This is a genomic window from Mesorhizobium sp. M0830 (assembly GCF_040319965.1).
Classification (GTDB): domain Bacteria; phylum Pseudomonadota; class Alphaproteobacteria; order Rhizobiales; family Rhizobiaceae; genus Mesorhizobium.
The window spans coordinates 38,115-62,740 of record NZ_JAMYOR010000001.1 but is presented as its reverse complement, the minus strand read 5'-3'; the positions used below and the strand labels follow the sequence as shown (position 1 = coordinate 62,740).

The 24,626-nt window shown below is 57.9% G+C and carries 14 protein-coding genes; 12 read left to right on the top strand and 2 right to left on the bottom strand.

The annotated features are described in order from the left end of the window. The first annotated feature begins 355 nt into the window (after nt 1-355). The 5 genes from zorA to NKI20_RS00250 all read left to right on the top strand — a co-directional run bounded on the left by zorA (nt 356) and on the right by NKI20_RS00250 (nt 8,651). On the top strand, nt 356-2,380 hold the full coding sequence (gene zorA / locus NKI20_RS00270; protein WP_352827284.1) for an anti-phage ZorAB system protein ZorA: 2,025 nt from the start codon (nt 356-358) through the stop codon (nt 2,378-2,380). 107 nt (nt 2,381-2,487) lie between these two features. Further along, a complete protein-coding gene (locus NKI20_RS00265) occupies nt 2,488-3,351 on the top strand; it encodes an OmpA/MotB family protein (protein WP_352827281.1) in 864 nt (287 codons plus the stop codon). Then, nucleotides 3,348-4,733 (top strand): EH signature domain-containing protein, encoded by a 1,386-nt coding sequence (locus tag NKI20_RS00260; RefSeq protein ID WP_352827279.1) that lies wholly within the window; start codon nt 3,348-3,350, stop codon nt 4,731-4,733. The genes NKI20_RS00265 and NKI20_RS00260 overlap by 4 nt, the downstream gene beginning before the upstream one ends. After that, a complete protein-coding gene (locus NKI20_RS00255; RefSeq protein ID WP_352827276.1) occupies nt 4,730-7,714 on the top strand; it encodes a DEAD/DEAH box helicase in 2,985 nt (994 codons plus the stop codon). The genes NKI20_RS00260 and NKI20_RS00255 overlap by 4 nt, the downstream gene beginning before the upstream one ends. A 31-nt stretch (nt 7,715-7,745) precedes the next feature. After that, a complete protein-coding gene (locus tag NKI20_RS00250; protein WP_352827273.1) occupies nt 7,746-8,651 on the top strand; it encodes an ASCH domain-containing protein in 906 nt (301 codons plus the stop codon). A gap of 10 nt (nt 8,652-8,661) precedes the next feature. Here the strand turns inward: NKI20_RS00250 and NKI20_RS00245 are convergent, their stop codons facing one another. Continuing rightward, nucleotides 8,662-10,764, bottom strand: coding sequence for a UvrD-helicase domain-containing protein (locus NKI20_RS00245; RefSeq protein WP_352827270.1), 2,103 nt, complete (start codon nt 10,762-10,764; stop codon nt 8,662-8,664). Nucleotides 10,765-11,175: 411 nt separating this feature from the next. On the opposite strand from NKI20_RS00245, the gene NKI20_RS00240 reads away from it, so the two are divergent. The 5 genes from NKI20_RS00240 (at nt 11,176) to NKI20_RS00220 (ending at nt 20,208) form a co-directional block, all read left to right on the top strand. Beyond that, the gene (locus NKI20_RS00240) at nt 11,176-11,367 is read left to right on the top strand and encodes a hypothetical protein (protein ID WP_352827267.1); all 192 of its coding nucleotides are present in this window, start codon (nt 11,176-11,178) and stop codon (nt 11,365-11,367) included. Nucleotides 11,368-11,508: 141 nt separating this feature from the next. Then, nucleotides 11,509-14,097, top strand: coding sequence for an AAA family ATPase (locus NKI20_RS00235; protein ID WP_352827264.1), 2,589 nt, complete (start codon nt 11,509-11,511; stop codon nt 14,095-14,097). A gap of 237 nt (nt 14,098-14,334) precedes the next feature. Further along, complete coding sequence (locus NKI20_RS00230; RefSeq protein ID WP_352827261.1) at nt 14,335-15,594, top strand: metallophosphoesterase family protein; 1,260 nt, start codon at nt 14,335-14,337, stop codon at nt 15,592-15,594. Then, nucleotides 15,591-19,061 carry an AAA family ATPase gene (locus NKI20_RS00225; RefSeq protein WP_352827258.1) on the top strand — a complete coding sequence of 1,157 codons (3,471 nt, stop codon included), beginning with the start codon at nt 15,591-15,593 and terminating at the stop codon, nt 19,059-19,061. Before NKI20_RS00230 ends, NKI20_RS00225 begins: the two co-directional genes overlap by 4 nt. Nucleotides 19,062-19,131: 70 nt before the next feature. Further along, a complete protein-coding gene (locus NKI20_RS00220) occupies nt 19,132-20,208 on the top strand; it encodes a type I restriction enzyme HsdR N-terminal domain-containing protein (protein WP_352827255.1) in 1,077 nt (358 codons plus the stop codon). 1,149 nt (nt 20,209-21,357) lie between these two features. Here NKI20_RS00220 and NKI20_RS00215 read toward each other — a convergent pair. After that, nucleotides 21,358-22,047 carry a hypothetical protein gene (locus tag NKI20_RS00215; protein WP_352827252.1) on the bottom strand — a complete coding sequence of 230 codons (690 nt, stop codon included), beginning with the start codon at nt 22,045-22,047 and terminating at the stop codon, nt 21,358-21,360. 1,133 nt (nt 22,048-23,180) lie between these two features. Between NKI20_RS00215 and NKI20_RS00210 the strand changes: the two genes are divergently transcribed. Together NKI20_RS00210 and NKI20_RS00205 are read left to right on the top strand one after the other, a co-directional pair. After that, nucleotides 23,181-23,612: a hypothetical protein gene (locus NKI20_RS00210; RefSeq protein ID WP_352827250.1), complete on the top strand. Its 432-nt coding sequence runs from the start codon at nt 23,181-23,183 to the stop codon at nt 23,610-23,612. A gap of 418 nt (nt 23,613-24,030) precedes the next feature. Beyond that, on the top strand, nt 24,031-24,558 hold the full coding sequence (locus NKI20_RS00205) for a YciE/YciF ferroxidase family protein (protein WP_352827248.1): 528 nt from the start codon (nt 24,031-24,033) through the stop codon (nt 24,556-24,558). Nucleotides 24,559-24,626 lie beyond the last annotated feature (68 nt).

The window sequence follows — 24,626 nt, the reverse complement described above, 5'->3', positions numbered from 1 at the left end:
GATCCGGAGCGCCTTTCTCGTTTGTAATTGGCTCAATCCATGACGCCATGACGGACGGGCGCGAACGCCTGCTCGCCAAAGGGTGTACGCGAAATCGGCTCCGGGCGTGTACCCGTCGCTCAACCCGCCGAACAGGGCAATATCGGTCGCCGGAGCAAACTCTTGGTTGCATAGAACTGGGGTCGAGGCCAGTTGGACGTGGCAGAACCGAAAATTGGTCAGAACAGGCACAAACTGCGGGATCAATTTGGCGAGCCCCATTCCCAACACCCCACGGACAATCTAGAATTTGTAAAAAGATCGCCGTCGGCCCGGTTAGGGGTGTATTGACAGGCGAAGGGCTCGGGGATTCGCAATGTCTATTTTCGCATCGAAGCTGCTGTGGAACAGCGCTATCCGCTTTATCTTTTTTTGGATTATTGTTGCGGCTGTATTGTGGAAACTTGCCTCCACATTCGCCTGGCTGGATGTTGATCTGATTCGGACGACCCTCATAGAGGTAGGAAACAGAGACCTGAGAGGCGTGAGCACTCAAGGTTTCGCGTTCGCCATAGCTACCAGTTTGGTGGCGTTCGCAGCGGCCTTGGCTATCGCTTTCACTATCATGCACACGATTTTGATTTCGCTTTCTATCTTCGGTATAAGGCGCCGCGTGCAGAAAACCAAGGATATGGTCGACTTCGCCAAGGCCTATCCCTCAATGCAAAAGCGGCTGGAACTGCACCCGTTATTGGGTCACGCATGGAAAGAGTTCGACGAGACGCTTGTTCCGCCAAAGGAAGAGGGTGGCGTCTACCGCAACACCGTACGTCCCCAAGCCTTCGTCAACATGTCGGTCGCGCGAGAACATCTGCTCGGGTTGAAGCTCGTCGGCAGCATCCCTGGGTATTTTGTCGGCATAGGCTTGCTGTTGACTTTTGTGGGTTTGGTGCTCGCACTCAACAAAGCTGCAACTGCTGTCAACAGCGTGGATGCAGAAGGCATGCAGGTTGCGACGCGGGAGTTGCTCCAGGTCGCAACATTCAAATTTTCGACCTCGATTGCGGGCCTTGGCGCGTCGATTTTCTTGTCCTTCTGGTTCAAGCTCAATCTTTCAGTCATCGAATCGGTTTTCGACAAATTCTGCAAAGCGGTGGAGCGAAAACTTCGTTACACCGCGCCTCAGGCCATTACTGCGGAGATGAACGAAACGCTGGCGGGCCAACTCACCGAGTTGAAACAGATTAATTCCGCTGACTTCTTCGCTCGCATTGGCGAAAACCTCTCGCCGCAGATCCAGACTGCCTTTGCGAGCGCCATGGCGCCTGTGACGGCAAGCATCGATCAGGCTGTTGGAAAGCTTTCCACTAATAGCCAATCTGGCGTCGCAGAACTCGTTACTCGGTTCAGCGAGAGTGTGCAGGGGGGCGCCGGAACTGAACTGCGCGAATTGGCTTCCACACTCCAGTCGATGCAAGGCGCGCTGGTCGAGGCGCAGCGCGGAATCCACGGCAGCGGCGCCGATTTCGGCCGAAGACTGTCGGAGGCAGCTGAGAACCTCAATCGGCTCGTCTCGGATGCCGGTGACAAGCTCGGCTCAAGTTCCGAACAGAGCCGCGTCGCGATGGTCGAGGTCGTTGCCGCGCTGCGAGAGACGATGGAGCAGGCGAACCGCAAGGTCGACGAGAGCCTTGGCCAAGCGGCATCCGGCGCATCGGCGCGGCTCGAAGAAGCGATGGGGAGAGTTTTCGAACGGCTGGAAGCACAGGTATCGACGTTCAACAACGGGCTCGGCGGCTTCCAGGATGGATTGTCGAAACAGCTCGAGGAAACGCGCGACCGTGTCGCGGCGGCTCAGGCAGGTGCAGCGGAAGCAATTGGCGGCGCATCGGCAGAAGCCGCCAAGGCGTTGCGCGATGGGCTGGGAGGAGCCCTTACCACCATCCGCGAAGAGATCGGGCGCTTCGCTGTGGCAATGCGTGGAACCGAAACGACGCTTGTCGCTCAGGGCAATGCAATGCGGGAGACGACCGACCAATCCCGCGCCGTGGCCGACGCTTTCCAGCGTACCGCCCAAGATGTTCGCACGGCTTCCGCACCGCTGCTCCAGTCCGGCGAGCGTATCGCGGGCGCGACCGACAAAATGGCAGAAGCGGTTACTTCCTCGGTAGCCGCACTGCAGGCGGGCCAGACCGCGTCGCGCTCGTTGGCTGATGCACTAACGCAGACAACCATCTGGCAACGGCTTGGGCCTCCTACGCGGAGCGCTTCGAAGGCGTGGACAAGAGCCTTGCCAGTGCTGTCGAAGGCTTGGCCAAGGCCGCCCAGGACCAAGGTGAGGTCATTGCGCAGCGGGTGCAGCAAATCGACGCCGGCTTCGCGAGCGCCATCGACAAACTAAACCCGCTCCTGACAGACATGAACGACAACACCACTGCGTTGAGTGAGGAAGTTGATCGACTGCGGATGGCGTTACTGCCGCAGGCCGCCGAATAGGACGCCGCGTGAATGATTACCGAGGAAGATTCTCACGCAGCCGCGGAAGAAGGCGAAAATTATTTCGTTTCGATGACCGACATGATGGTCGGCGTCCTGTTCATTTTCATCATTATGCTCATGGTGTTCGCTCTCGATTTCCGGACGAAGACGGACACGCAGCAGATTGCCTTGGAAGCGGCGAGGCAAGCGGCGAAAAAGGTCGCGGCGTTGCAGATCGAGGTTCGCCAACACATCGCAGCGATAGACGAAGCGGCGGTAGCACGACGCACATTGTTGGAGCGGATCCGGGACCAGCTTGCCAGTCGAAACATTGACGTGGTGATCAGTCCTAAGAGTGACGTCCTGCGAATAACCGAAAATGCTGTCCAGTTCGGCTCAGATGAGTCGACACTAAAGGGTCAGGCGGAACGCAATGTGGAGACGATCGCACAAATCCTTCGGGAGGTGCTTGTCGACTATGTTGCATGCAAAGTGGAAGATGGTACGCGCACATGTCGCGATACCAACGCGCCTGCCATTGAGACCGTTTTCATTGAGGGGCACACCGACAGCACCGGCATCGACCAGAACAATTGGCGGCTATCAACCGCCCGCGCTTCGGAAACGTTCAAGCAAATGATCGCGAGTGCTCCTGAGTTGAGGACGTTTTCGAACCACAATGATCAGGAAATCCTGTCTGTCTCCGGTTACTCCTCGACGCGCCCTGCAGACAAGTCAGATACGGCCGAAGCTCGGGCTGCCAACCGGCGAATCGATTTGCGTTTCGTGATGGAGAACGACAATCGCGAACTACTGGAGCAGTTGCGCAAGCAGACGGACGACATGCAGGGAGAAATCAAGGTCCTTATAGACGCGATCGGAGGTGCACCGTGAGCCATCTGAAAGGGGTAATTCAGCAGTTGAAGACGCGCCCGCTTAGCCCCCCGAAACTCCGGGATGTTTCGGCCGTGGCGGCGGCAGCCGAGCGGGTCAGCGGTATTGATGGGCAAGCCTTCCGGCGTGAGGCAAAGGACTACAACGAGCTGGCACGGACATTTCTCAATCGCCTGAGCGTCGGGTCGGACGTAACCATGCGTGAACTTCGTGATGCAGCGTGGTGTCTTTGGATGACCACTCCCGCCCTATCCGATCACAGCGAGATCCTCAAAGGCACGCTTGCTCGTATTGAAAACTGTGGCCGCAAACCGCCCGGCCGTGCCTTGGCGTCGTCTTTCCTCTCAGCCTTCGCACCTGGTCGTAACGGAATGGCGGAAGCCTCCGCCGCGCTCGGCCGGCTTGCGAGCGGATTGGGTCGGCCATGGTCCGACCTTCACGACGAACATGACCTGTTCGACTGGCGGACCGGACCGCGCAATATTAGCCGCCGCGCGCTGACAGATGGCGTCTCGCCTACAGTCGTCTTGCAGAAGGGCGGACTTGGCGCCCTCGACTCGCGATCGGGCTATGCGCGTGCCTGCGCCACGGAAGCGCTGTCACAGCTTGCCGCTGACACCGGACTTCACGCTGACACCCGACTGGCAATCGTGAAGAACCTTGCGCTTGACCGGAATGGGGGACTCATCTTCGAGGAGCATGCGCCTCTCGTAGCGAACGCGCTGGTGCTTCCCTTTGGTGCGGTGCTGCCCGCCAAACAGGTTCGAGACCAATACCTTTCGCTGCTCCTCGAACTGTTCAAGGATCCGCGGCTGCCGGGCGCGCGGTGGTCGCGGATGCCTGAAGCGGCTGACATCGTTCGCCGATGGTTGACCGAGCAGTCGCTACGACAGTTCCTTGACATCGTCGACGAGGTCGCGCTCGAACGGATGTGGGTCTATCGACGAGCCTTATGGGAGGCTATTTACAGGGCCGAACTTATCTCTGAAGCTTGGGTCATCTTTGACGCATCCGGTGCCCGGGCGGCCCGACGGGCCTTTGGAAAAGAGGTTTCCTTCGCCACTTTTGATGGCTCTGTTCAATCGGGCCATGCCGTTCTGCTTTTGCGTATCGGACGCGGAGTAGTTGCTGAATGGAGTCACAACGGAAAATGCCACATATGGAATGACGCAGAGGATCGCACCGCCCCAAGACTTTACGGGCGTTCGTATGTTCCGGACGCAGTTCGGTCGTATGGCAACGATTCTCTCCAACATTCCATCTTCGCCGTAACTCACTGGCCGCATGATGGCGCGAATAGCTGGCAATCAAAAGTAGCCAACAAGATCCACCAGATGACTGGCGTTCGAATCCCCTCGTCAAGCTACAAGGTAAGGGGATGAGGATTGTTTTCCGTACGCGCGTTGCGCCGGACGGCGTCCATGTAGAAGCGCAGCAGAAGGGATTGCTTGGACGAAGAAATGTCCCGCCGGCGCAGTGGGAAACCTTCAGCGGCACTGAATTCGTCGCGGCGCGCATGATCTTGTCGGCGGCGGCCCGACAGGAGGCTCGCGAAGAGCCGGCATCGGTCGTGCTGTCCCACGCTGCCGTGACTGGATTGCCGGCATCGATTGCCAGCACGCTTGGAATAGCTCCGTTGGCCCATCTCTCGGCAACGCTCTCATTCGAGGACAGGATTGATTCGGCGACCGGACGAATCCGCGTTCGCTGGTACGACGCGAATACTCGGCCCGTTCTCGGAATCCGCACCGGAGCTTTCGTGACGGTCGGTGAGGACACGGGGAGGCTGACCGGTGCATTGTTCCGGCTGACGGAGGCCATCGAATCTTACAATGCGAGCGCAGGCCAACCGATCGAAGTTCGCATCGGACTATGGCAACCGGTACAGGAAGCGTTGCGCGAGAGCACGGGACTTGAGGTCAAATCTGATCAATACCTCTCCAGCCTTACGATCTATCAGGCAGGGTCCTTCGCACTCGATGTCAGGGAAACGTCAAACGGTCCCGACTTTACGCCCGTCCTGATGAGTCGAGGCAAGGCGGCAACTCTCGAGGACGTGGCGCCCGCCGTCGAAGGTGATGAGGACGAACCAACGGGCAAGCTTCGCGACGAAATTGCCGACGCGCTTCTGCCGCCGGAACTGCAACAGAAATTCGTTTCCGAGCGTTACGAGGCCAGCGGCCACACCCACAATGCCTACGTCCTTGGGCGCAATGTCTTCGTCGTCCTCGATCCTGACCTGAAGCAGGCGCTGGATGTGGTCCGAAAGATGCGTTCCGGTTCGCGGGAAGCGCGACGGGCCTTTATCCGCAACCCTCGACCGGCGCTCGCGGAAGCGCTCGGCGGGGAGGCGGCCGATGCCGTCGCCGCTTCGCTTTTTGTCGAGACACAACAATATTCCGAACGCGTTCTCGGCCTTGGCGTGTGGGAAAGGCCAGCGCTTCCCTGGTTGCAGAACAAGGCTGGTCAGTGGCTTCCCGAAGGTTTCGCGCTGAAGCTGCGAGACAAGACCCTCATCTTCAGCCAGGAGGGCGTGGAGCAGCTGTCGCACCAGGTTCAGGCCGCCAAGGTCGAAGGACACGAGACCGTCGCCGTTATGGGGACGGACTATTCCGTATCCGAGATCGAGGGCGCGCTTGCTCACATTGCTCCAGTTGATTCTGCCCCGGTCGGCATCGACCAAACGGGGGAAGAACCCGGCCAGACCGCAAGCGATGAGGTACTGGCACAAGACGACAGGCAAGTCCTTCTCATCAGGCAGAATCTGGAAGACGCCGACTATGTGCTTGCTGCTCCAAGGCGGATTGCATCCATTCCGCTTGAAGTGCCATCAGCACTGATGGGGAGTACCAGGGCAAAGCCGCACCAGCAAACGGGATTGTCATGGTTGCTCAACGCATGGGTGGCGGGGCGACCGGGTGTGCTGTTAGCTGACGACATGGGTTTGGGAAAAACGTTTCAGGCCTTGGGCTTTCTGGCCTGGACCAGGGCGAACCGGAAATCTCAAGCAGCATCGCTGACGCCGCTGCAGCGAGGTCCGATCCTGATCGTCGCACCAACGGCGCTTCTGAACAACTGGATCGCCGAGGCAGAACAACACCTTGCCCCGGATGCGCTGGGAGAGAGAATGGATGCGTTCGGGCCGGGCTTGAAGAGGCTGAAGCGGCCACGAACGGTCTCCTGGTCCCCCGAGGACGCCCTCGACAGCGACGCCTTGAGGCGCGCCGACTGGATCCTGACCACATACGAAGCCCTTGCCGACTATCATCGCGCCTTCGCACGGATTGGCTATTCGGTGGCGGTGTTCGACGAAATGCAGAAGGTGAAGGATCCACGTACGATCAACACTCATGCCGCCAAGGCGATGAACGCCGATTTCGTGTTGGGGCTGACGGGAACGCCCATCGAGAACAGGCTCGAGGACCTGTGGTGTATCATGGACCGCGTGGCGCCCGGATTTCTTGGCGATCTCAAGAGATTTTCCGAGGCGCACACCGAGGACCAGCCGGCCAATCTCAAGGCGCTCAAGGACAAGCTCGACGAGCCGCAGGCCAACGGGCCACCAATGATGCTTCGTAGAATGAAGGAAAACCACATAGAGGGGCTGCCTGAAAAGAAGATCATGTCCTACGAGACGCATATGCCCGTTGCACAAGCGGAGGCCTATATGGACGCCGTTCGCTCCGCCCAGGCAGGCGAGCGCTCGCATGGAGCGATGCTTAAGGCGATTCACGCGTTGCGCGGGATTTCCCTGCATCCCGAAGGAGCCAGGGAGGTCGATCCTTATGACACCCAATCGGCAGCGACTTGGCTCGGGCAATCCGCACGGCTGACACGGGCGATCGAAATCTTGCGGCAAGTCAAATCAGCGGGCGATAAGGCACTGATCTTCATCGAAGACCGCGCCGTTCAGAAAGCCTTCGCCGGAGTTGCCGCCACTCTCTTCGATCTTCACGCCGAACCGACAATCATCAACGGCGAAGTGCCCGGCCACCGGCGGCAGGAATATGTCAAACGGTTTCAGGAGACGCAAAAGGGCTTCGATCTCCTGGTGCTGTCCCCGAAGGCGGCCGGAATCGGCCTCACCATCACGGCCGCGAACCATGTCATTCATCTTAGCCGCTGGTGGAATCCGGCGGTTGAGGATCAGTGCAATGACCGTTGCTATCGCATCGGGCAGGACAAGCCGGTGACTATCCATCTGCCGATAGCGATTCATCCAGTATTGGGCGACGCGTCCTTCGACGTCACGCTGGACCGTCTCCTGAGCCGCAAGCGTTCGCTTTCGCGCAACATGCTGGCGCCGCCCGTGTCGGATGGAGATTTGGGCGCTCTTTTCGGGGCCACCATCTCGACGCATTGATCCATCCGATCCCTCACATCAGAGTAAGCAAATGAAAGCACTCATCGTTCGAGAGCCATGGATCGATCTGATCCTGGATGGCTACAAGACGTGGGAGCTGCGAACCCAGCCCACCTCGATCCGCGGGCGGATCGCACTCATTCGTAAAGGCAGCCGAGAAATCGAAGGCGTAGTTAAACTCGTCGACGTCCTGCCGCAATTGTCAGCGTCCGGCTTGGCAGATTCCATCGAGTTTCACAGTGTCCCGTCGAGCAGACTTCAGGAGGTGACGCAAGCTGGCTGGTTGACACCATGGGTGCTGGTAGACGCCCACCGGTTTTCTGCGCCCGTTCCTTTCACTCGTCCCTCGGGGCCCGTTACCTGGGTCGATCTGGATGTCGAAACCATGCGTGCCGTGCAACAGCATTCGGCTATATTAAATCGGTCGAACGCAGCGACAGTGCGGGCGGCGTCCGTTGCATTGCCCACTTCAACGTCCCGCCCATATGCCGAAGGGTTCGATTCTTCCCCCAGGTCATCTGGCAAGGAACCGCAAATATCCCCCGCCCTCGAATCCAAGCTCGTGCTAAAGGCTGAAGAGATCGGCTTCGCCGTCAAGCCGCGCAGAAGTTCGCAGACCAAGATGCTTGAACTGTCGGTCACTACAAGGAGCGGCAAGCGGTTTGTCTTCGTCGACCGGATGCCGAAGTCCGAACCGCAGTTCAGGGTTTTCCTCCCGCCGGAGGTGGACAAGAAGGCTGAAACCGCAATCGCTGGAATTCCTGGCGTTGAGCGATTCAGGAATGGTAGATCGGGCCATTATGTGTTCAGACACAGCGCTTTTCGCGCATTCGCCCCTTATGAGGGTCATGAGCCTGAAGCGCATGGCTGGTTTGTGTCCGCGCTGCGCGCGGAATCTGCATTTGGAGCGATCCTTCAAGCTGTCGAGGTCGCTTGAACGCGGATCGCTACAAGAGACCCGCTTCCGTCAGATACGGCGACGGGTTGGCGGGCTGGTCTCCAATCCTTCCACTAAGCGTAATCATGAGACGGCGCTTTGGTCTTGTCATGGCCACGTAGAACAAGCGTCGCTCACTCTCCTTGGCTTCCGCCGTTTCCGCCCGGCGCAAGGGCCAGATGCCATCATTGGCGTCAAGTATGATGACGGTATCGTATTCTTTGCCCTTCGCGCGCAACGCTGTCATCAGATGAACAGGTCGGCGCCACAGTTCGTCGGCAGCGCCTGAAGCGTCCTCCTCGCCCGGCAGCCGAGCAAGCGTATCGCGTGCGCTGTCAAGATCATCAATGAAGCGCTGGAAGTCGTCCTCATAGCGTCCCGCAAATTCCGCCAAGTAGAGGAAGGGCGGGTCGGTGTAGAATATGTCTTCCTGCGATTTGCCATAATCCTGGTTGAGCCCCGCAAAGCCCGCACCCAAAGCCGCGATTGCATCCCTTACCGTCGGCGCATCCAGGAGGTCGCGCAGCACCCGGCAGAAAACGAGGCCGGCGGCCCCATCCTCGTTGAGGCCTTTCAATGATCCGCGGTAGGCTGCTATCGCATCGAGCGCGTCGCTGTAGCTTTTTGGTCGGCTCGTGCGCAAATGGGCGGCCAATGCCTCTCGTTCCGCCTTTTTCAACGGATACCGTTTCACCAGGTCGCAAAGCTTGACAATGTCGTCCACAAGCGCAGGCGGCCTGAAATTGGCTCGCGCCATTGCACATGTCTGCAGGGCATGGCGCAGCTTTTCAAAGGCACCACTCATGAAAATCTGAAGATCCTCAGCCGCACAAAAGGGTAAATCCTCGCTCGCCATCAGAACCTGATACGGGATAAGTTGCGCGCGTTTGCGGGAAAGAATGGCAAGCTTCGCATTTGGTCTGTTGCTGGCGAGAAAAGACCGCACTTCATCCATCACAGCATCGATGGATTCGACGAACCTGTCGCTCCTCACGATTTGGACCTCTGCATCTACCGTTTGCATCGCAACGACGCGCTTATCTTCTCGACGCTTGTTGTTAACGATCAGCTTCTGTGACGCCGCTACAAGATTTCTGGGGCAACGATAATTTCGTTCCAGGATGTGGGTCGAAAATTCACGATCGAAATGTTGATCAGGTTGCAGGATGTAGTGGGGTGTCGCCCCCCGCCACTCGAAGATGGCTTGGTCATCATCCCCCACGATCGTCAAGTCAGCCTTGTGCAGATCGACGATTTTTCGGACGAGGTTGAGGTCAAGCGGATTGATGTCCTGGAATTCATCCACGAGTACCTGTGTGTATCGCGAACCGCCGGTGGGAAATCGATCCTCCGCAATCTGCCGGCGCAGATCCAGGAACGCGACATATTTCTGGTCTTCCAACGAAAAAAGAGCCTGCCCAATCATGGTCTGACAACTGTCGACCCAAAACGGCAGCACTTCTTCGATAAAGGATTCAAGGCGCTTGTCGGCCAGTATCTCGCATTCGGCCAGCTGGTCGATGAGATTTTGGATTTGCCAAAGCAAGCCCAGACGCATGAGGTAATCCATCTGGTCGTGGGCGGCCCAAATGCTCGGAGCTTCATGGTCGAACCCTAATGATTTCAGTCGTTCAATCAGGCCGTTCAGAATCTTGTCAACAACGTAGGGCTGCGCCTCCATAGCCTTCTCAATCGGAGGGAATTTGCGCCAGACGGGCTGCAATGTATTTCGCACGCAACCTGACTTTTCGAATTCACTTACCAGCAGGCGCGGGCTGTGATGATTGGCGCGTAGCCTCTTGAAGCCCCAGCCGTTCAGAGTCACCACCTCGACAGCACTCGCCATGAACGCGAAATCGGGATTTGAAAGTCGTGCGCGTAGTTCGTCGCGCGCTGCACGGGTAAAAGTCACGACAAGGAACCGGCCCTTCGAATCCGCTCGGCGATAAAGCTCCGCACACCGCCATAAGAGAGATTGTGTCTTACCACTGCCGGCAGGAGCAAGGAGGCGCAAATTGCCCCCGGGGGCCTTACAGAAGCGCTGCTGAAATTCGTCAAGCTGCTGATCCGAGACGTCAATTGGCCTGGTCGGAATAGCTTGTGCGTCAGTCATGTCAGTGTTCCCAAACCGAGACGATGGTCTACAGAATCTATTGATCTCTGCTTGCAGTCTGCCCCGTGGACCGCAGCGTGAGCAAGTTTCGAACACGGAGCGCGACAGCGCGCAGTTGCAAGCTGTATGCTGTAGCCCTGCTCGAATGCTGCGACCATGAGGTCAATGCTGACGCGTCATCGGCAACGGGATTTCCGAGCACAGCTCAAGATTTCTGCAGAATGCATTGGCAAGCAGGATCTGGCGCGGCGTGCTGCATTCCGCTTCGAACACAGCCGGTGACGCTACCAGAAGCGACAAACATTTGGCCACGGCGCTGAACTCGTACACAGGAGAAATTTCTAGGCCACCTTCAGTCTATCGACATCGCTTCCTGGACCCAATAGTGTTTCGGGTTGGGGGCTAACGTGTATGGATCCAGTTTTTTCGGTTTCGGCGTCGATCGCCAATCATCTAAGCGTCGCGTTCCATCAAAACGAAATAGCGCTGGCCGATGAGATTGAGCTTCGAAACGACCTTGGCCGAGATATTGCCGAAATTGAACTGCTATTGAAAGTGAACCCGCATCTGCCGCTCCACTTGTCATCCGTATCGATGGAATAGTCAGCGGGTCTTCTCGTCGGATATCTTCTGTTGATTTGAAACTCGATGCTGGTTTCTTGCGCCAATTGCGGGCGGTTGGTGACCAACAGACCAATGGGGGCAGGATTACTGCACCTGCTCTTGGAGGGAGGATCTGGGAACGTGACGAGCGATGTGGTCGCCAAAACGGTGAGTATTTGGGAGGCGCTGGATAGGTGGGGAAAATCACTTCCCGGCTGGCAAAAATTTGCGGTATCCTATGCAGTGCGCGACGGCAAGCTTTCAGAAGAGCGGATTGGAGAAGCGTACACGATTTTTCAGAGAGGGGCGTTGCTCAGTACTGACGCAGCGCCGCTTCCCGTTATTCCCGATTCCATCACCGGTCGACCCGACAGCACAGACTCAAGTCCCTTGGTCATTGCCGCGATCAAAAACCCGGTCAGTGTCAACGCTATCCCCGCTTCGGCTGAGCTTCACTTCGGAAATGGGTTAACCATCGTCTACGGGCATAATGGCGCAGGCAAGAGCGGCTTTGCCAGGATACTATCTGCCGCTTGTTTCAGCCGCTCACGCCAGAAGATTCACCCCAACGTCTACGACATAAAATCCGAAGCGATCCCGGCCAGTGCCAATATTATGATCCGGCGCGGACAAGGGCAGGAGGAGACTCTTTCGGTCACCGAAGGGACCGAGCATCCGGTCCTGCGGCGGGTCAGTGTCTTCGACTCAGCGATAGCTACCGTCCACCTGGCGCAGGAAACCCCCTTCGGTTTTCAGCCCGTAGGGTTTGACGTTTTCGATGAGGTAGTCCGCGTCATCGAGGCCATAACGAAACGCCTTGATGATGAAATCGTCAAGCGCCGATCGGAAAACAAGTTCATCAACATCTTCATAGGCGAGAGCGGAATCAAGACCGAGATCGGCACACTGTCCAAGGACACCGACGGAGCGGCGCTCCGCGAGCTGGCGGTCTACGGCGAGACGGAATCGATGCTTCTCGAAGAGATCGACACCCAAATCGCGGAGTTGAAATCCAAATCGCCCGCCGACCTGATCAAGCAGCGGTCGGACGCGCGGAAAGATATCGATAACCTGACGAAGCGGGTTGCTGGACTGCTGCACGAGCTGGGCGCGGACGCGTGTAGGGCTTACGAAGAGCAGGTCAGCGTACTGAAATTAAAAATCGCAGCCGCCATGGCTGCTTCCCTGAGCGGTGCAAGCAGCGCAGATCTCAAAAAGACAGGCAGCACCACATGGGAGACATTCGCAAAATCAGCGCGGCAGTTGGGACGAGAGGAGAAGGACTCCTATCCGCAAGTGGGGGACCCCTGTCTGCTCTGCCATAGGCCCCTGGACGAGCCGTCGGCATCGCTCGTGCAACGCTTCTGGAGCTTCCTTGACGACGAGGCACGCGTAGCAGCTGAGAAAGCCAACGCTCTCCTCAACGCAACCGTCGAACGCTTGAAGAAATCGGACCTTGTGCTTCTGCCGGCAGACGGGCGAATGCGCGCCGATCTCTTGAAGGTCGTGCCCGCGCTTGTCCGCACCATCGATGAATTAGCGGCCCAGCTTGCCTCACGCCGCGACCAAATTGTTGACTACCTTGAGCGCCGGAATGCCTCCTTGCCCGAACGCGATATCGTCACGCCGAACGTCACGATCGATGCCAGCCGGCAGGCGCTGGACGACGAGATCAAACAACTGAATGAGAATTCTGTCGATGAAGCGCTGTCCGTCCGTCAGGCAGAGCATATCCTGCTACGCCACCGAGAGGTTCTCTCACAGAACATCGACGACATATGTGCGTATATCGAGAACCAGAAGTGGATTAGCAAGGCTATAACAGCCAGACGTTCGGTGAGCACCCGTTTTGTCACCGAAAAGCAGAAAGACCTCTTCCAGACATTGATCGAAGGAAACTACAAAGATCGGCTGAAGCAAGAGTGCGGGTACCTCGACGCTGTCCTGCCCGTCGAATTCAAGGCCAGAGGCAGCGGCGGAAAGACTATGCGCGGCCTGCAGATGCAGGGAGGTCACAAACCACATGAGATCTTAAGCGAAGGCGAGCAGAGAGCGGTTGCCCTTGCCGACTTCCTGACGGAAGTAAATTTGAATCCGTCATCGGCCGGGATCGTGCTTGACGATCCAGTCACCTCGCTCGACCACAAGCGCAAGCGCAAGATTGCCGAACGTCTCGCCCGCGAGGCGAAAATCCGGCAGGTCATCGTCTTTACGCATGACCTGGTGTTTCTCAGCAGACTTATAGATGTGGCCAAGGATAACGGCGTTGAGCTGGCAACCCATTGGGTCGACAGGGGCGTTAATAACGCGCCAGGACACGTCAAGCTTGATGATTGCCCGGCGGGTTCTGACGCCTACAAGACACCACATCGCGCGAAGGAATCCCTTGCCAAAGCAAAAAAGGCAATCGGACAGATCAGAGTCGATAACGTGCGTGCGGGCGCTTCGGCGTTGCGGCAGACCTTGGAGGAGATCATCATCCGGGATGTATTCAAAGGCGCCGTGACGCGTTGGGATGAGCAGGTCAAAATCGGCAACTTGAAAGGGATTCTGTGGACGAACGAGGTTGCCGACGAGATATGCCTTTTGCAGGACGATATCTCGCGGCTGATCGACGCTCATTCCACCTCTGATGAGTTTGGCGGCGGTATGCCCGAACCCGACGAACTGGAAAAACTAATCGTGAGGGTCGAAATGATGCAGATCGAGGCGAAGAAAAAGCGCAAGTGATCCAGTATTTCTGCCCTGACCAGTGCACCCACTTTAGGCTTGCAAAGCAGGATGCCAAGAGCCGGCTGAGCTTTGACAACTGCATCGTCCAACATGATAACTGGGCAGCGAAAACTACGTCGGCATAGGCGCTAGATGGATAGCAGCCTGAGCTCAGGACAGCCAACACCGCGTGTCGTGAATCATCTATCGAGCCGCGGTCGAAGACCTCTATATTCCGTCGCCGGAGACCGCCGAATGGCATTTCGATTCCTGCATACGGCCGATATCCATCTCGACTCGCCGCTCCGTTCGCTGGCGATGCGAAACGCCGATCTTGCCGAGCTCGTGGGAGACGCCAGCCGCCAGGCATTCGTCTCCATAGTTGATCTCTGCGTTGCGGAGCGTGTCGATGCGCTCGTCATTGCAGGCGATCTTTACGATGGCGACCAGACCTCGATGAAAACAGCGCGGTTCCTAGCGTCGCAGATGACACGCCTGCACCAAGCCGGCATCAGGGTTTTCAAGATCCGCGGAAATCACGACGCCCTGTCGCGGATATCGAAGCAACTCACCTTTCCAGACACGGTTACGATCTTCGGCGGCCGTCAACAGTCCGTGCTGCAAACCGCCGGCGGGCTCGACGTCATGTTCCATGGATTGAGCTTCGCGAGCCCCAAGGCGCCGGAAAGCCTGCTCCCAAAATATTGCGCTCCGCATGAAGGGGCGGTCAACCTCGGCATCATGCACACCAGCCTGGCCGGATCCCCCGGCCATGATGTCTACGCGCCTTGCAACGTCGCCGACTTGCACGGCCACAGTTTTGACTACTGGGCGCTCGGACACATCCATGTCCGCAAAGTCCATCCTGGATCAAGCACGGTGGTGATGCCGGGAATGCCGCAGGGCAGGGACATCAATGAGGCCGGAGAGAAATCCGTCACCCTGGTCACGATACGCGACGACCGTTCCATCGAGATCGAGGAAAGACTGACCAGCATCGCGCAATTCGAGCGGGTGAGCGTGGACCTGACTGGGACGGTGGAATGGTCTGAAGCCGTCGGGCGTGTCCGATCCGCGCTCGAAGATATCCGGGCTTCCGTCAGATCTCGGCACGTTGTGGCACGTCTCGGTCTGAGCGGAACGTCGCCTTTGTCGTGGACCCTTATCCGCGACAGGGATCTCCTCCTGGCCGAAGCCGAGCAGGCAGCGAACCAGGTGGGCGATACATGGGTGGAAAAGCTCGAGCTGGATTTCTCTCCACCTAGCAAGGAAACACCCGAAGGCATCGCGGATCCGATTTTTGAACTCGCTGAATCCATGCGCGCCGACGCCAGCTCGGAAGCCTTCCGTGCTGAGGCGAGGGCATTTGTCCAGAAGATGGTCGCGGATCTTCCGGCCGACGGTCGCGACTTCGCCGGAAAAGACGAGGCGGGCCTTGAACTGTTCCTCGACAGAGTGCTTGCCAGCGGCGCCGACCTGATCACGGCCCGCCTCAAGGCAGGTGGACCGCAATGAGGCTCCGGCGCCTTGACCTCATTCGCTATGGAAAATTCACCGACAGGACGATCGACTTTGGACCAAGACGGGAGTCCGGCCCCGACCTGCATATCGTGTTCGGCCTGAACGAGGCCGGCAAGTCGACCGCGCTTTCCGGCTATCTGGACCTGCTGTTCGGTATCGAGGAACGCAGCCGCTACAATTTCCTGCACGAGTACAGCGCGATGCGCATCGGCGGGATGCTCGAATTCGCCGGAGCGGAGCATGCATTCACGCGCACGAAACAACGCAGCAACTCGTTGTTGAACGCGACAGGCCAACCGGTCAGCGAAATAGCGATAACGGCGCATCTCGCGGGCCTGTCCAGGGAGGCCTACAGCACGATGTTCTCGCTGGACGACGAGACGTTGGAAGCTGGCGGAAAATCGATACTGGAGTCGCGCGGCGACCTGGGCAAGCTCCTTTTCACGGCCAGCGCCGGCCTCGGGCAAGCCAGTGACACCTTGAGTGCGCTCGAGGCCGAAGCCGACGGGCTTTATCGCAAGCAGGCCCACGGAACCGACCTTGCGCTGCTCAAGAAGCGACTTGCCGAACTGAAAGCCGGGAAGGACGCGATCGACACATTGGCGTCGACATACGAGGCCCTGGAGGCCGAACGTGTTGAGGCCACGGAAAAATATGACCGCAGTGTCACCGAGCGATCCTTGCTTTCGGCACGGCTCGATACCCTTGCCAAGTATTTTCGCGCATTTCCGATCCTGACGGATATCCGCCGCAAGGCAGCCCAACTGGCTGAGTTACCCGACATCGCTTCACCGTCACGGACCTGGACAGGCAATGTCGCCGGATTGATCGATGATGATGCCAGCCTGAGAACGCGGCTGTCCGGGAACATCGACGAGGTCGAGCGTCTGACGACGAAAATCACCTCTGTTGACGTGGACGAAACGATCCTTGCGGTTTCCGAGCGCATTCGCGGTCTGGCGGAAAGCAAGGTGCGCTATGTCTCGGCAGGCCTGGACTTGCCCAATCGCAGGATGGAACTGCAAATATTCGATAACACGGTAGCGAGTTGCCTTGCCGCATTGGGAAGGTCCTCCGAGCCTAACCCTGCTGCGCTGCTTTTGCCTGCTGCCACTGTTGGCGTTGTTCGCAACATGATCGAACAGCGATCCGGCATTGCTACCGGTGTGCGCGGCGCCCGAGACGAAGCTGCGGCCGCGCTTGACGCACTTCAGACAGCACGAGCGCGCGTCGGCGAAGAAAGGGCCGTGCCTGGGCCCGCCCGGGCAAGGCTGGGTTCAGCCTTGTCGAAAGCGAGGGGAAGTGGGCACCTACGGGAGATCAAAACGGCACGCGATGCGGAGGATGCGGGCGGAATACGATGGGAGGCGGCGCTCGCTCGCTTGCATCCCTGGTCCGGAGATGCACGGGCGCTGGCCAGGATGTCGGTTCCAAGCGCCAGTCAGCTCGGCCAATGGAAGAAGCGCACAGCAGAGCTTAGCAAGAGCAGGGCGGTCCTTTGCGAACGTCTTGCCGAACACCAGGACACCCACGATGTGCTCATGGCGCGGCTGGATACCCTTCGTGCCTCGGGAAACATAACAGACGATGAAGCGGCCGCCACCATCCGGCGTGCTCGCGACGAAGCCTGGGCAAGGCATCGAGATGACCTCACTGGCGAAACAGCGGACGACTTCGCGATAGTATTGGCTCGGGATGACAGTGTTGGAGCGTTTCGTCTGGCCAATGCGCGGGAGCTCGCCGAGATCCGAACAACGGTCCGTAGCCTCGCTGAGACCGTGGCCGCGATCGCACGGATGGACGGCCAACTTGCACAGCTCGACTTGGACGGGGAAGCAGTGCTCGCGGAAATTCGCGAAGCAGGAAGGGAGCTGATGGCAGACCGCCTAGAATCCTTGCCCGAGCGTCTGATCGAACTGATCGAGGACCGTGCTTCTGCGAGAACCGACGCGCTTGCCGGCAGCGAGGAGATAGGGGTTGCCGTCAAGAAGGCTGCGCGGGCGGCCGACGAAGAACACCAAACACGCCTGGGGTTGGTCCGCGCGCTGGAGAGCGTCGGCATAAGCTCGGATCCTGGAGACAGCCTGGAGACGCTGATGGCCGTCGCGGAACTCTTCCTCGACAGGCAAGCCAAGGTGGATGCCGAGCGTGCAGAGGCACTGCGAACAATTAGCGCGAAGGAGCAGGAACTGGCAGCCAGACGACGGGCTGTGGAAGTGGCGGAAAAGCGTGAGGAAGAATGGCTGGCCGGCATCACCGAAGCGCTCGAAGGTACCTGGCTTGCGAGCGGCATTTCGGCACCGGCCATCGGCACCGTACTCGATCAGTTGGCAGAACTGTCGAAAAGCCTTCAGGAGCGCGATGCCATGCAGCTCCGCATCGAGAAGATGGAGGCAGACACAGACAATTTCATTGTCGAGGTCACCGCTGCCGCAGCTGAAGCCGCCGAGCCGACGAGCGAAGATGAACCGGAGCAGTTGGCCATCCGGCTTGCTGAACGCCTGGAGCGCGCCGATCGCGCCAGCGAGATGAAAAAAAGCCTCTTCAATGATTTGGAGCGCCTGCAAGATGCACGCGACACCCTCAATGTCGAAATGGCGGCACATGAAAGGCGCAAAAACGAAGTGCTGGGCGCCTTTGGTGTAACTACGCTGTCCGAAGTCGTGGAACGCGACAAGCTGCTGCGGGAGAGGGATCGTCTGCGCACGGAAGTCGCCGAAACTGAAGAGCGGTTGTCGGCCGAGCTTGCGGTGGAAGGGTTCGCGCAGGCGTGTTCAATATTGGATGCTCTCGATTTCGATGGCCTCGCAATCGAGAAGGGCGAAAGCGAGCTGCGGCTTCGCGATCTTGACGAAGCGATAAAACTGCAGCTCATCCGGCAGACGCGAGCGGCCGACAAGCTGGACGCCATTGGCGGCGACAGCGCTGTGGCTCGAATAGATGCCGAACGCCGCACCGTCCTTCTGGAAATCGAAGACAAGGCCGTCCGCTATATCGAGCTGAAACTGGGCCTTATGTCGGCTGGAAACGCGCTGCGTCTATACCGCGAGCGTCATCGCTCCGGGATGATGGGAAGAGCGTCTGACGCTTTCGCGCTCATCACACGTGGCCAGTATTCGGGGCTGGCGACCCAACCCGTCAAAGGCGGCGAAGTCCTCATTGCATTGCAGCGCGACGGGAAGTCCAAGGTTGCCGACGCACTGTCAAAGGGCGCACGTTTCCAGCTCTACCTGGCGCTCAGGCTGGCCGGCTACTACGAGTTTGCGCAGTTTCGACCCTCGGTGCCATTCATTGCCGACGACATAATGGAAACCTTCGACCATTTCCGGTCTGAGGAGGTCTTCAGATTGTTTGGCGAGATGGCAAGTGCCGGGCAGGTGATCTATCTCACGCATCACCAACACCTATGCGAGATCGCCAGGGCTGTTGTCCCGGGCGTGGCGATCCATGAGCTCGGATAGTTGTGCGTGGGTTGACTTGCGCAAACGGAAAATTTGCATGATCCTACGTCTCAATTTTGGGGAGGGGATCATGAGTGTCGAAGAAAAACTTCGCGTTCTTGCCGATCGTATCAAGACGCATTCGAGCGCAATGCTTACCGAGGAAGCCTTAAAGACGGCGATAGTACTGCCCTTTCTGGCAGCCTTAGATTACGACATTTTCAATCCAGACGAGGTCATTCCCGAATTCTGTGCCGACGCAGTAGGAAAGAAGGGCGAGAAGGTTGACTACGCCATCAAGATTGACGGAGAAATCAGGATTCTTGTGGAATGCAAGCCGATCACCACCGTGCTTGATCGAGTGCATCTCGCGCAGTTGTACCGATATTTTTCCGTCACTAATGCAAAGTTCGCCATTTTGACAAACGGTCGCGCCTTCCATTTTCATACGGATTTGGTTGCGCCAAACAAGCTTGATGACCGACCGTTCCTCACATTCGATCTTTCGGACCTGCAGGGGCAATTGACCTCCGAACTGAAGAAGTTCGCGAAAGCGGATTTCAATGTCGATGGGATCCTGCAATCCGCCCATCGCTTGAAATATACGTCGGCGATCAAAAAGGAAATTGGAAGCGTGATGGAGAATCCGCCAGAGGATTTTGTACGGATGGTGACCGGGGGGCTCTACCAAGGACGGTTCACGGCCCAGGTGAAAGAGCAATTCACCCCCATGGTCAAAGCAGCTTTTCGCGAGATTGTCCGTGAATCCGTTCAGTCACGTCTTTCCACAGCCTTGGCCGAAACCGAGGTATCGGAAATTGGCGCGGACGGACTTGGCACCGAAGAAGAGGTTGTGACTACTGAGGACGAGCGAGAGGGCTTCATGGTTGTTCGGGCAATCGTCCGCGACCTTTTAAAGCCAGGTAGGGTGATCATGCGCGACCAGAAGAGCTATTGCGGGATCCTGGTCGACAACAACAACCGTAAGCCCTTGGCCCGGCTATGGTTCAACAGGTCCGTGAAATATCTCGGGCTTTTCGATGGTGAGAAGGAAGAGAAGGTCAAGATTGACTCGCTCGACGAAATCTATGACCACGCCGATCGCTTACGAGCTACCGCAAAGGAATATCTTGCCGGCGCAATCGCAGCGCCCTCGATTGCTCTATGACTTGAGCGTTTCGGAAATTCCAGGCTATGGGCCTTCCTTCAAAGTCGAACTGCGCAATGAGCCATCCGCTCGCGCGCGTTGGCCAAGGACCAACTCGCACAAGCACAGGATTTCGGCCGCCGGCCCCCAGGGGTGGCGGTGATTTCGCCGATAGGTGAGGGGGCTCAGTGTAAAATACCCATTTCACACTTATCCAGCTCAGCCCATGCTGCATTCGTGCGCTTGTGCTATTCTTCAGCTGGGTCGGTCGTTTGTAAGCTTACTCCCTGGATCCAGCGCACGCGCTTACTCCGACGTTCGTGTATCCCCAGAAACAGCGATCGTCCGCTATTCACCAAGACGAGTGCATCATTCGTAAAGAGCGGAGAAACATGAAGCCACGCTATCCAGCGTAACTCACCACGCACCTTGTCGATGAGTCCCATGCCCGACGGAGGATTGTATACAGGGATCTGCCTGCCGCGGTATGACCGAAACTTGAGTGAGCCACGCTCGTCACGCGCCTGTACATCTTTGACCGTTGCCTTATTGCGCCGCAGGTCCGAAGTCGAACCATATATCGTCAATTCATAAGCTTCGCCCGCTCTTCTTTCTGGATATGTCGCTACGCCAGCGAATGTCAGTTGAGTTGTCGTCCGATAGAGAGGGGCATCGTCGTCCAAATCCCAAGCATATTGAGGCTGATATATACCAGGTTCGATACGAGTTTCGACGCTCGCCTCGCAGTGCTCCACTTTGATGGCGAGATGTGTGTGTTCCTCCTCCGATGTGTGCTTCCGACTACGAGGCACGGATTCGCTTACCTTTCATTGATTACGGTCGCCCGTTTGATCTTAATCCCGATATGGTCCTTCTGGGGCAAAAGGTCGTATGACGGATCTCCCGTGTGGCCTCTTTCCGCAGGTCGTGCCCACACGATTTTGAACTCGTCTTGGCCATGGCCGGGCGGCCCTATGGATATTACCAACTGTTGAGGGTCGTCGTCTTTCTTTGCCGGCCTCTACTTCGGGGTGAAACTTCGCCGATCGCCGGTTGCCGATGATCAGCGCGCCGTCTGGATGCCCTTTGCGGCAGCACTCATTTTCAACCCCTTCTTTTCAGTGTTTCTACCCAGAGGCGTTTGGGCGGTGATGTTAATCCGTGGACCCCTCACGCCACCGGGGCTTGGATGGACAGGAAGAGGGTATGCACCCTCTCTTGCAACGGATGGTTGTTTGGGACCCCTACATGCTTCCTCTGGCGCTCTAGGGTGTCATGCCAGTCAGTTTTCGTCTGCGGGCAATTGCGACCAGAGCCGCTTTTGTCGCCAATGAAGTAGATGAACAGGAGGTGGGCCGGGACGTTCTGTTCCTGGAGGAAGTTTAAGACCGCCAGCCGATTGCAATACTGATAGTATCCCTTAAGCCAATCCCGTTCCGGGCTTACGCCAAGAGCCTGCTTGGTGGCTGCTAGGGTCGCCGCAATCTGAGCCCGACTGTGCTGGCTTGAGGCCGAGCACGAGGAAGCCACTTCCCCTCCATGCGCTTTGGCCTCCACCAGTAGCCATTGCCATTGGCCACCTATCTGGATCCTGCCAACGCTATCCCAATTTGGGGGATTGCCAGTGCTTGGCCAGATCTTTCGCCACACGGTTTGCAACGGAACATCATGGCTGAGGAAATTGAGTCCTTTCCATTCCCGGAGCTTCCCTGGATTGAGCGCATCGGGCGGTCCAGGGAGCCACTCAACATCATCTGAGCCGGTGGTCGTTTGAATTGCGCTGTTCAGACTGACGCGATCAAGTTCCAGATAGCGGAGCAAGTGAAATTCGCTCCCGTATCCATTGCCCAACTTGCCCATTTTTGCTTCCACCCCTGCCGCGATATCCTTGTATAGGCTGGCGGTATCGTGGTGACGAGCCCTGCTGGCTACAGAACAGCTTTGTGCCCCGTGTAGGTTCTGCCGTCTTTACCGCGCATCGTAGCAGTGGATCCGACCCGCCTGGCTTCCTATCAAACGCCATGTACTGATAATGCGTCCCGAAGAAATTCCAGATGTCCGATGGACGACCTAGAGATTGGCCGTCGGTGACGATCCCTGACCTGAGAACGTTTCTTAAAGCGATGCTCGATCACCACTGGCTTATCGCTCACTTGTCAGGAGAACAAAGAGCGAAATCACGTTCCACCAAGGTATGGTTTAGGGGGCAGAAATGGGGTCGCGTTTCACAAAAAACCCAATCAGTTCAATGCGTGTGGAATTCCGAGGCGGGCCTCCAGATGCCAGCTCCTTGCGTCGGAGCGGAATCGACCGGCTGATCTGACGCGGGAAGCGGATTGTTGGGGACATGAGTACTGTTCTCCGAATGCCACGTGAGATGGCCGATAGTCAGGTCCGCACGACCGCGCCTATTCCTGGGATTATCCCTAGGACTGCCAATGTGCCCTCAGCCGACAAGACTGCCCTCACTGGAGGAGCATCTTCCGCGGACGGAGTGGGGTCCTGTCCGCGTAAACAGCCATTCGCACTCAAAGCGCCTCAAACGAATTTCAGGGCTTTTACCGTGGTTGCTTAGCGCCGCCACCGATGTCCGGCAGTTGCAAATTGTCTGACATTTGAGCGGTAGGCGTGAGATTTACGAAGTGCTCTTCGGTTCAATGAACCTGAAAAGTCGAACACAGGCAGAACAACACGCCTAAAACGGCATATTGCGAAGTGCTCTTTTCCCGGATTTCCAAGGGTTTCAGTGGGGAGCCCACTGTTTACACCGAAGATGTCGGCGGTTCGAGCCCGTCATCGCCCACCATATGCAAATTTCAGGGCCATTGGCCTGTCACGCCCCCAGCGGCCTCGATGCGTGAGAAACCAGCGCACCTTCCAACAGGATTGCAGCATCGTTTGATGGAACTCTTTCGGCAATGCTCTTGTCGGCGGATGCCGTCGCGGTAGCTTTCCTGAAGGGGTGAATGCTGCGCTGTCAACAGGAGCCGACCATGAAACACCAGACGCTTCACGAGCTGCGAACAATCGCAGACGTCAATCCCTTGGCGCAAAGCGCCATCATGACCAGAACGCAAAGGATCGAGCGTTGGGCAGAGCTCCTCGAGCGGCAACCCGCGCGATGCCTTGGAGCACTGACCGGCACCGAACATCTGCATCCGAAAGTCCGCGCGGAAACGCGAACGGCGGGGTCGGCGATCACCGTTGCGTTCGAGGATCCGCTGCTGCGTGCCTCGGGTCTCCAGGGTGATAGCTACGGGGAAGCAAAACGCTTCTTCAAGCTGAGCGATGGGCAACTGCACGACATCGTCTGCAGCTGCCATATCGGGGCAACGATGCAAGCCAGCTGGGCTGCCGCCAGGGTGCGCAAGACCATCCGTGGAAGCAGGCTGATGGCCTGGCTGCGGAACGTGCTGGTACACTAAAGCCGCTTTGCACAAGCATCTAAACGGTGCGGTGACTGCCGGCGGATGTTTCAGCAACATCGCGGCGCACCGGCCAGAGCCGGCCCTCATGCGCCATTGAAGGGCTTCGACGAAGCAAGGTGCTGCTTTCGCTGTAAGCGGTAAGCGTCATTTTGTCCTTCGCATCAGCGATATCAGCTGGCGCACCTCGCCACTGAAGAGAGGCCCCAAGCAAGACCAGGGGAGCACGTCAGCTGATACGTCGCCCGCGGCAGGCGTGAAAAAGAACGCCGAAGAGATTGCCGAAATGCCAGGCCAGCCTCGTCCCTGGAGAATTCTTCGACGGTGCTCGGTCGCCCGGGAACTTGTCTCCGGCAGGTGGGTTATCGAGTGCCTCGCACGTTTGCGGAGGCGGCTACCAACCCAGCGGGAGACGATTATGGCAACCACGAAGAAAACAACGAAAGCGGCAAGGAAAGGTCTTGAGGATCTATTCCTCGATGGACTGAAGGATCTCTATTATGCCGAGAAGAAGATACTGAGGACCCTGCCCAAGATGGCCAGAGCAGCGGAATCGGAAGAAGTGACCGCCGCCTTCGAGAAACACCGGATCGAAACGGAAGGCCATGTGGATCGCCTTGAGGAAGTGTTCGAGAAAATCGGCAGGTCGGCGCGCGGCAAGACCTGTCCTGCCATCGACGGCATTGTCGAAGAGGGCTCGGAAGTGCTGGAGGAATATGAAGGCGCCCCGGCACTTGACGCCGGACTGGTTGCAGCCGCGCAGGCAGTCGAGCACTACGAGATTGCTCGATACGGCACTCTGATTGCCTGGGCCGAACAGATGGGTAAGAGAGACGTCGCGGACTTGCTCAACGCCACTCTTAAGGAAGAGATGGCGACCGACGAAGCGCTTTCCAGGCTGGGCGAGGGGGGCGTCAACGAGCGCGCTCTGCAGCAAGCTGCGTAGCCCGATTGCGATCGGCGGAATCCCGGCGACGCGTCGGGCTTCCGCCGTCTTATCTCTTCTCTCGGAAG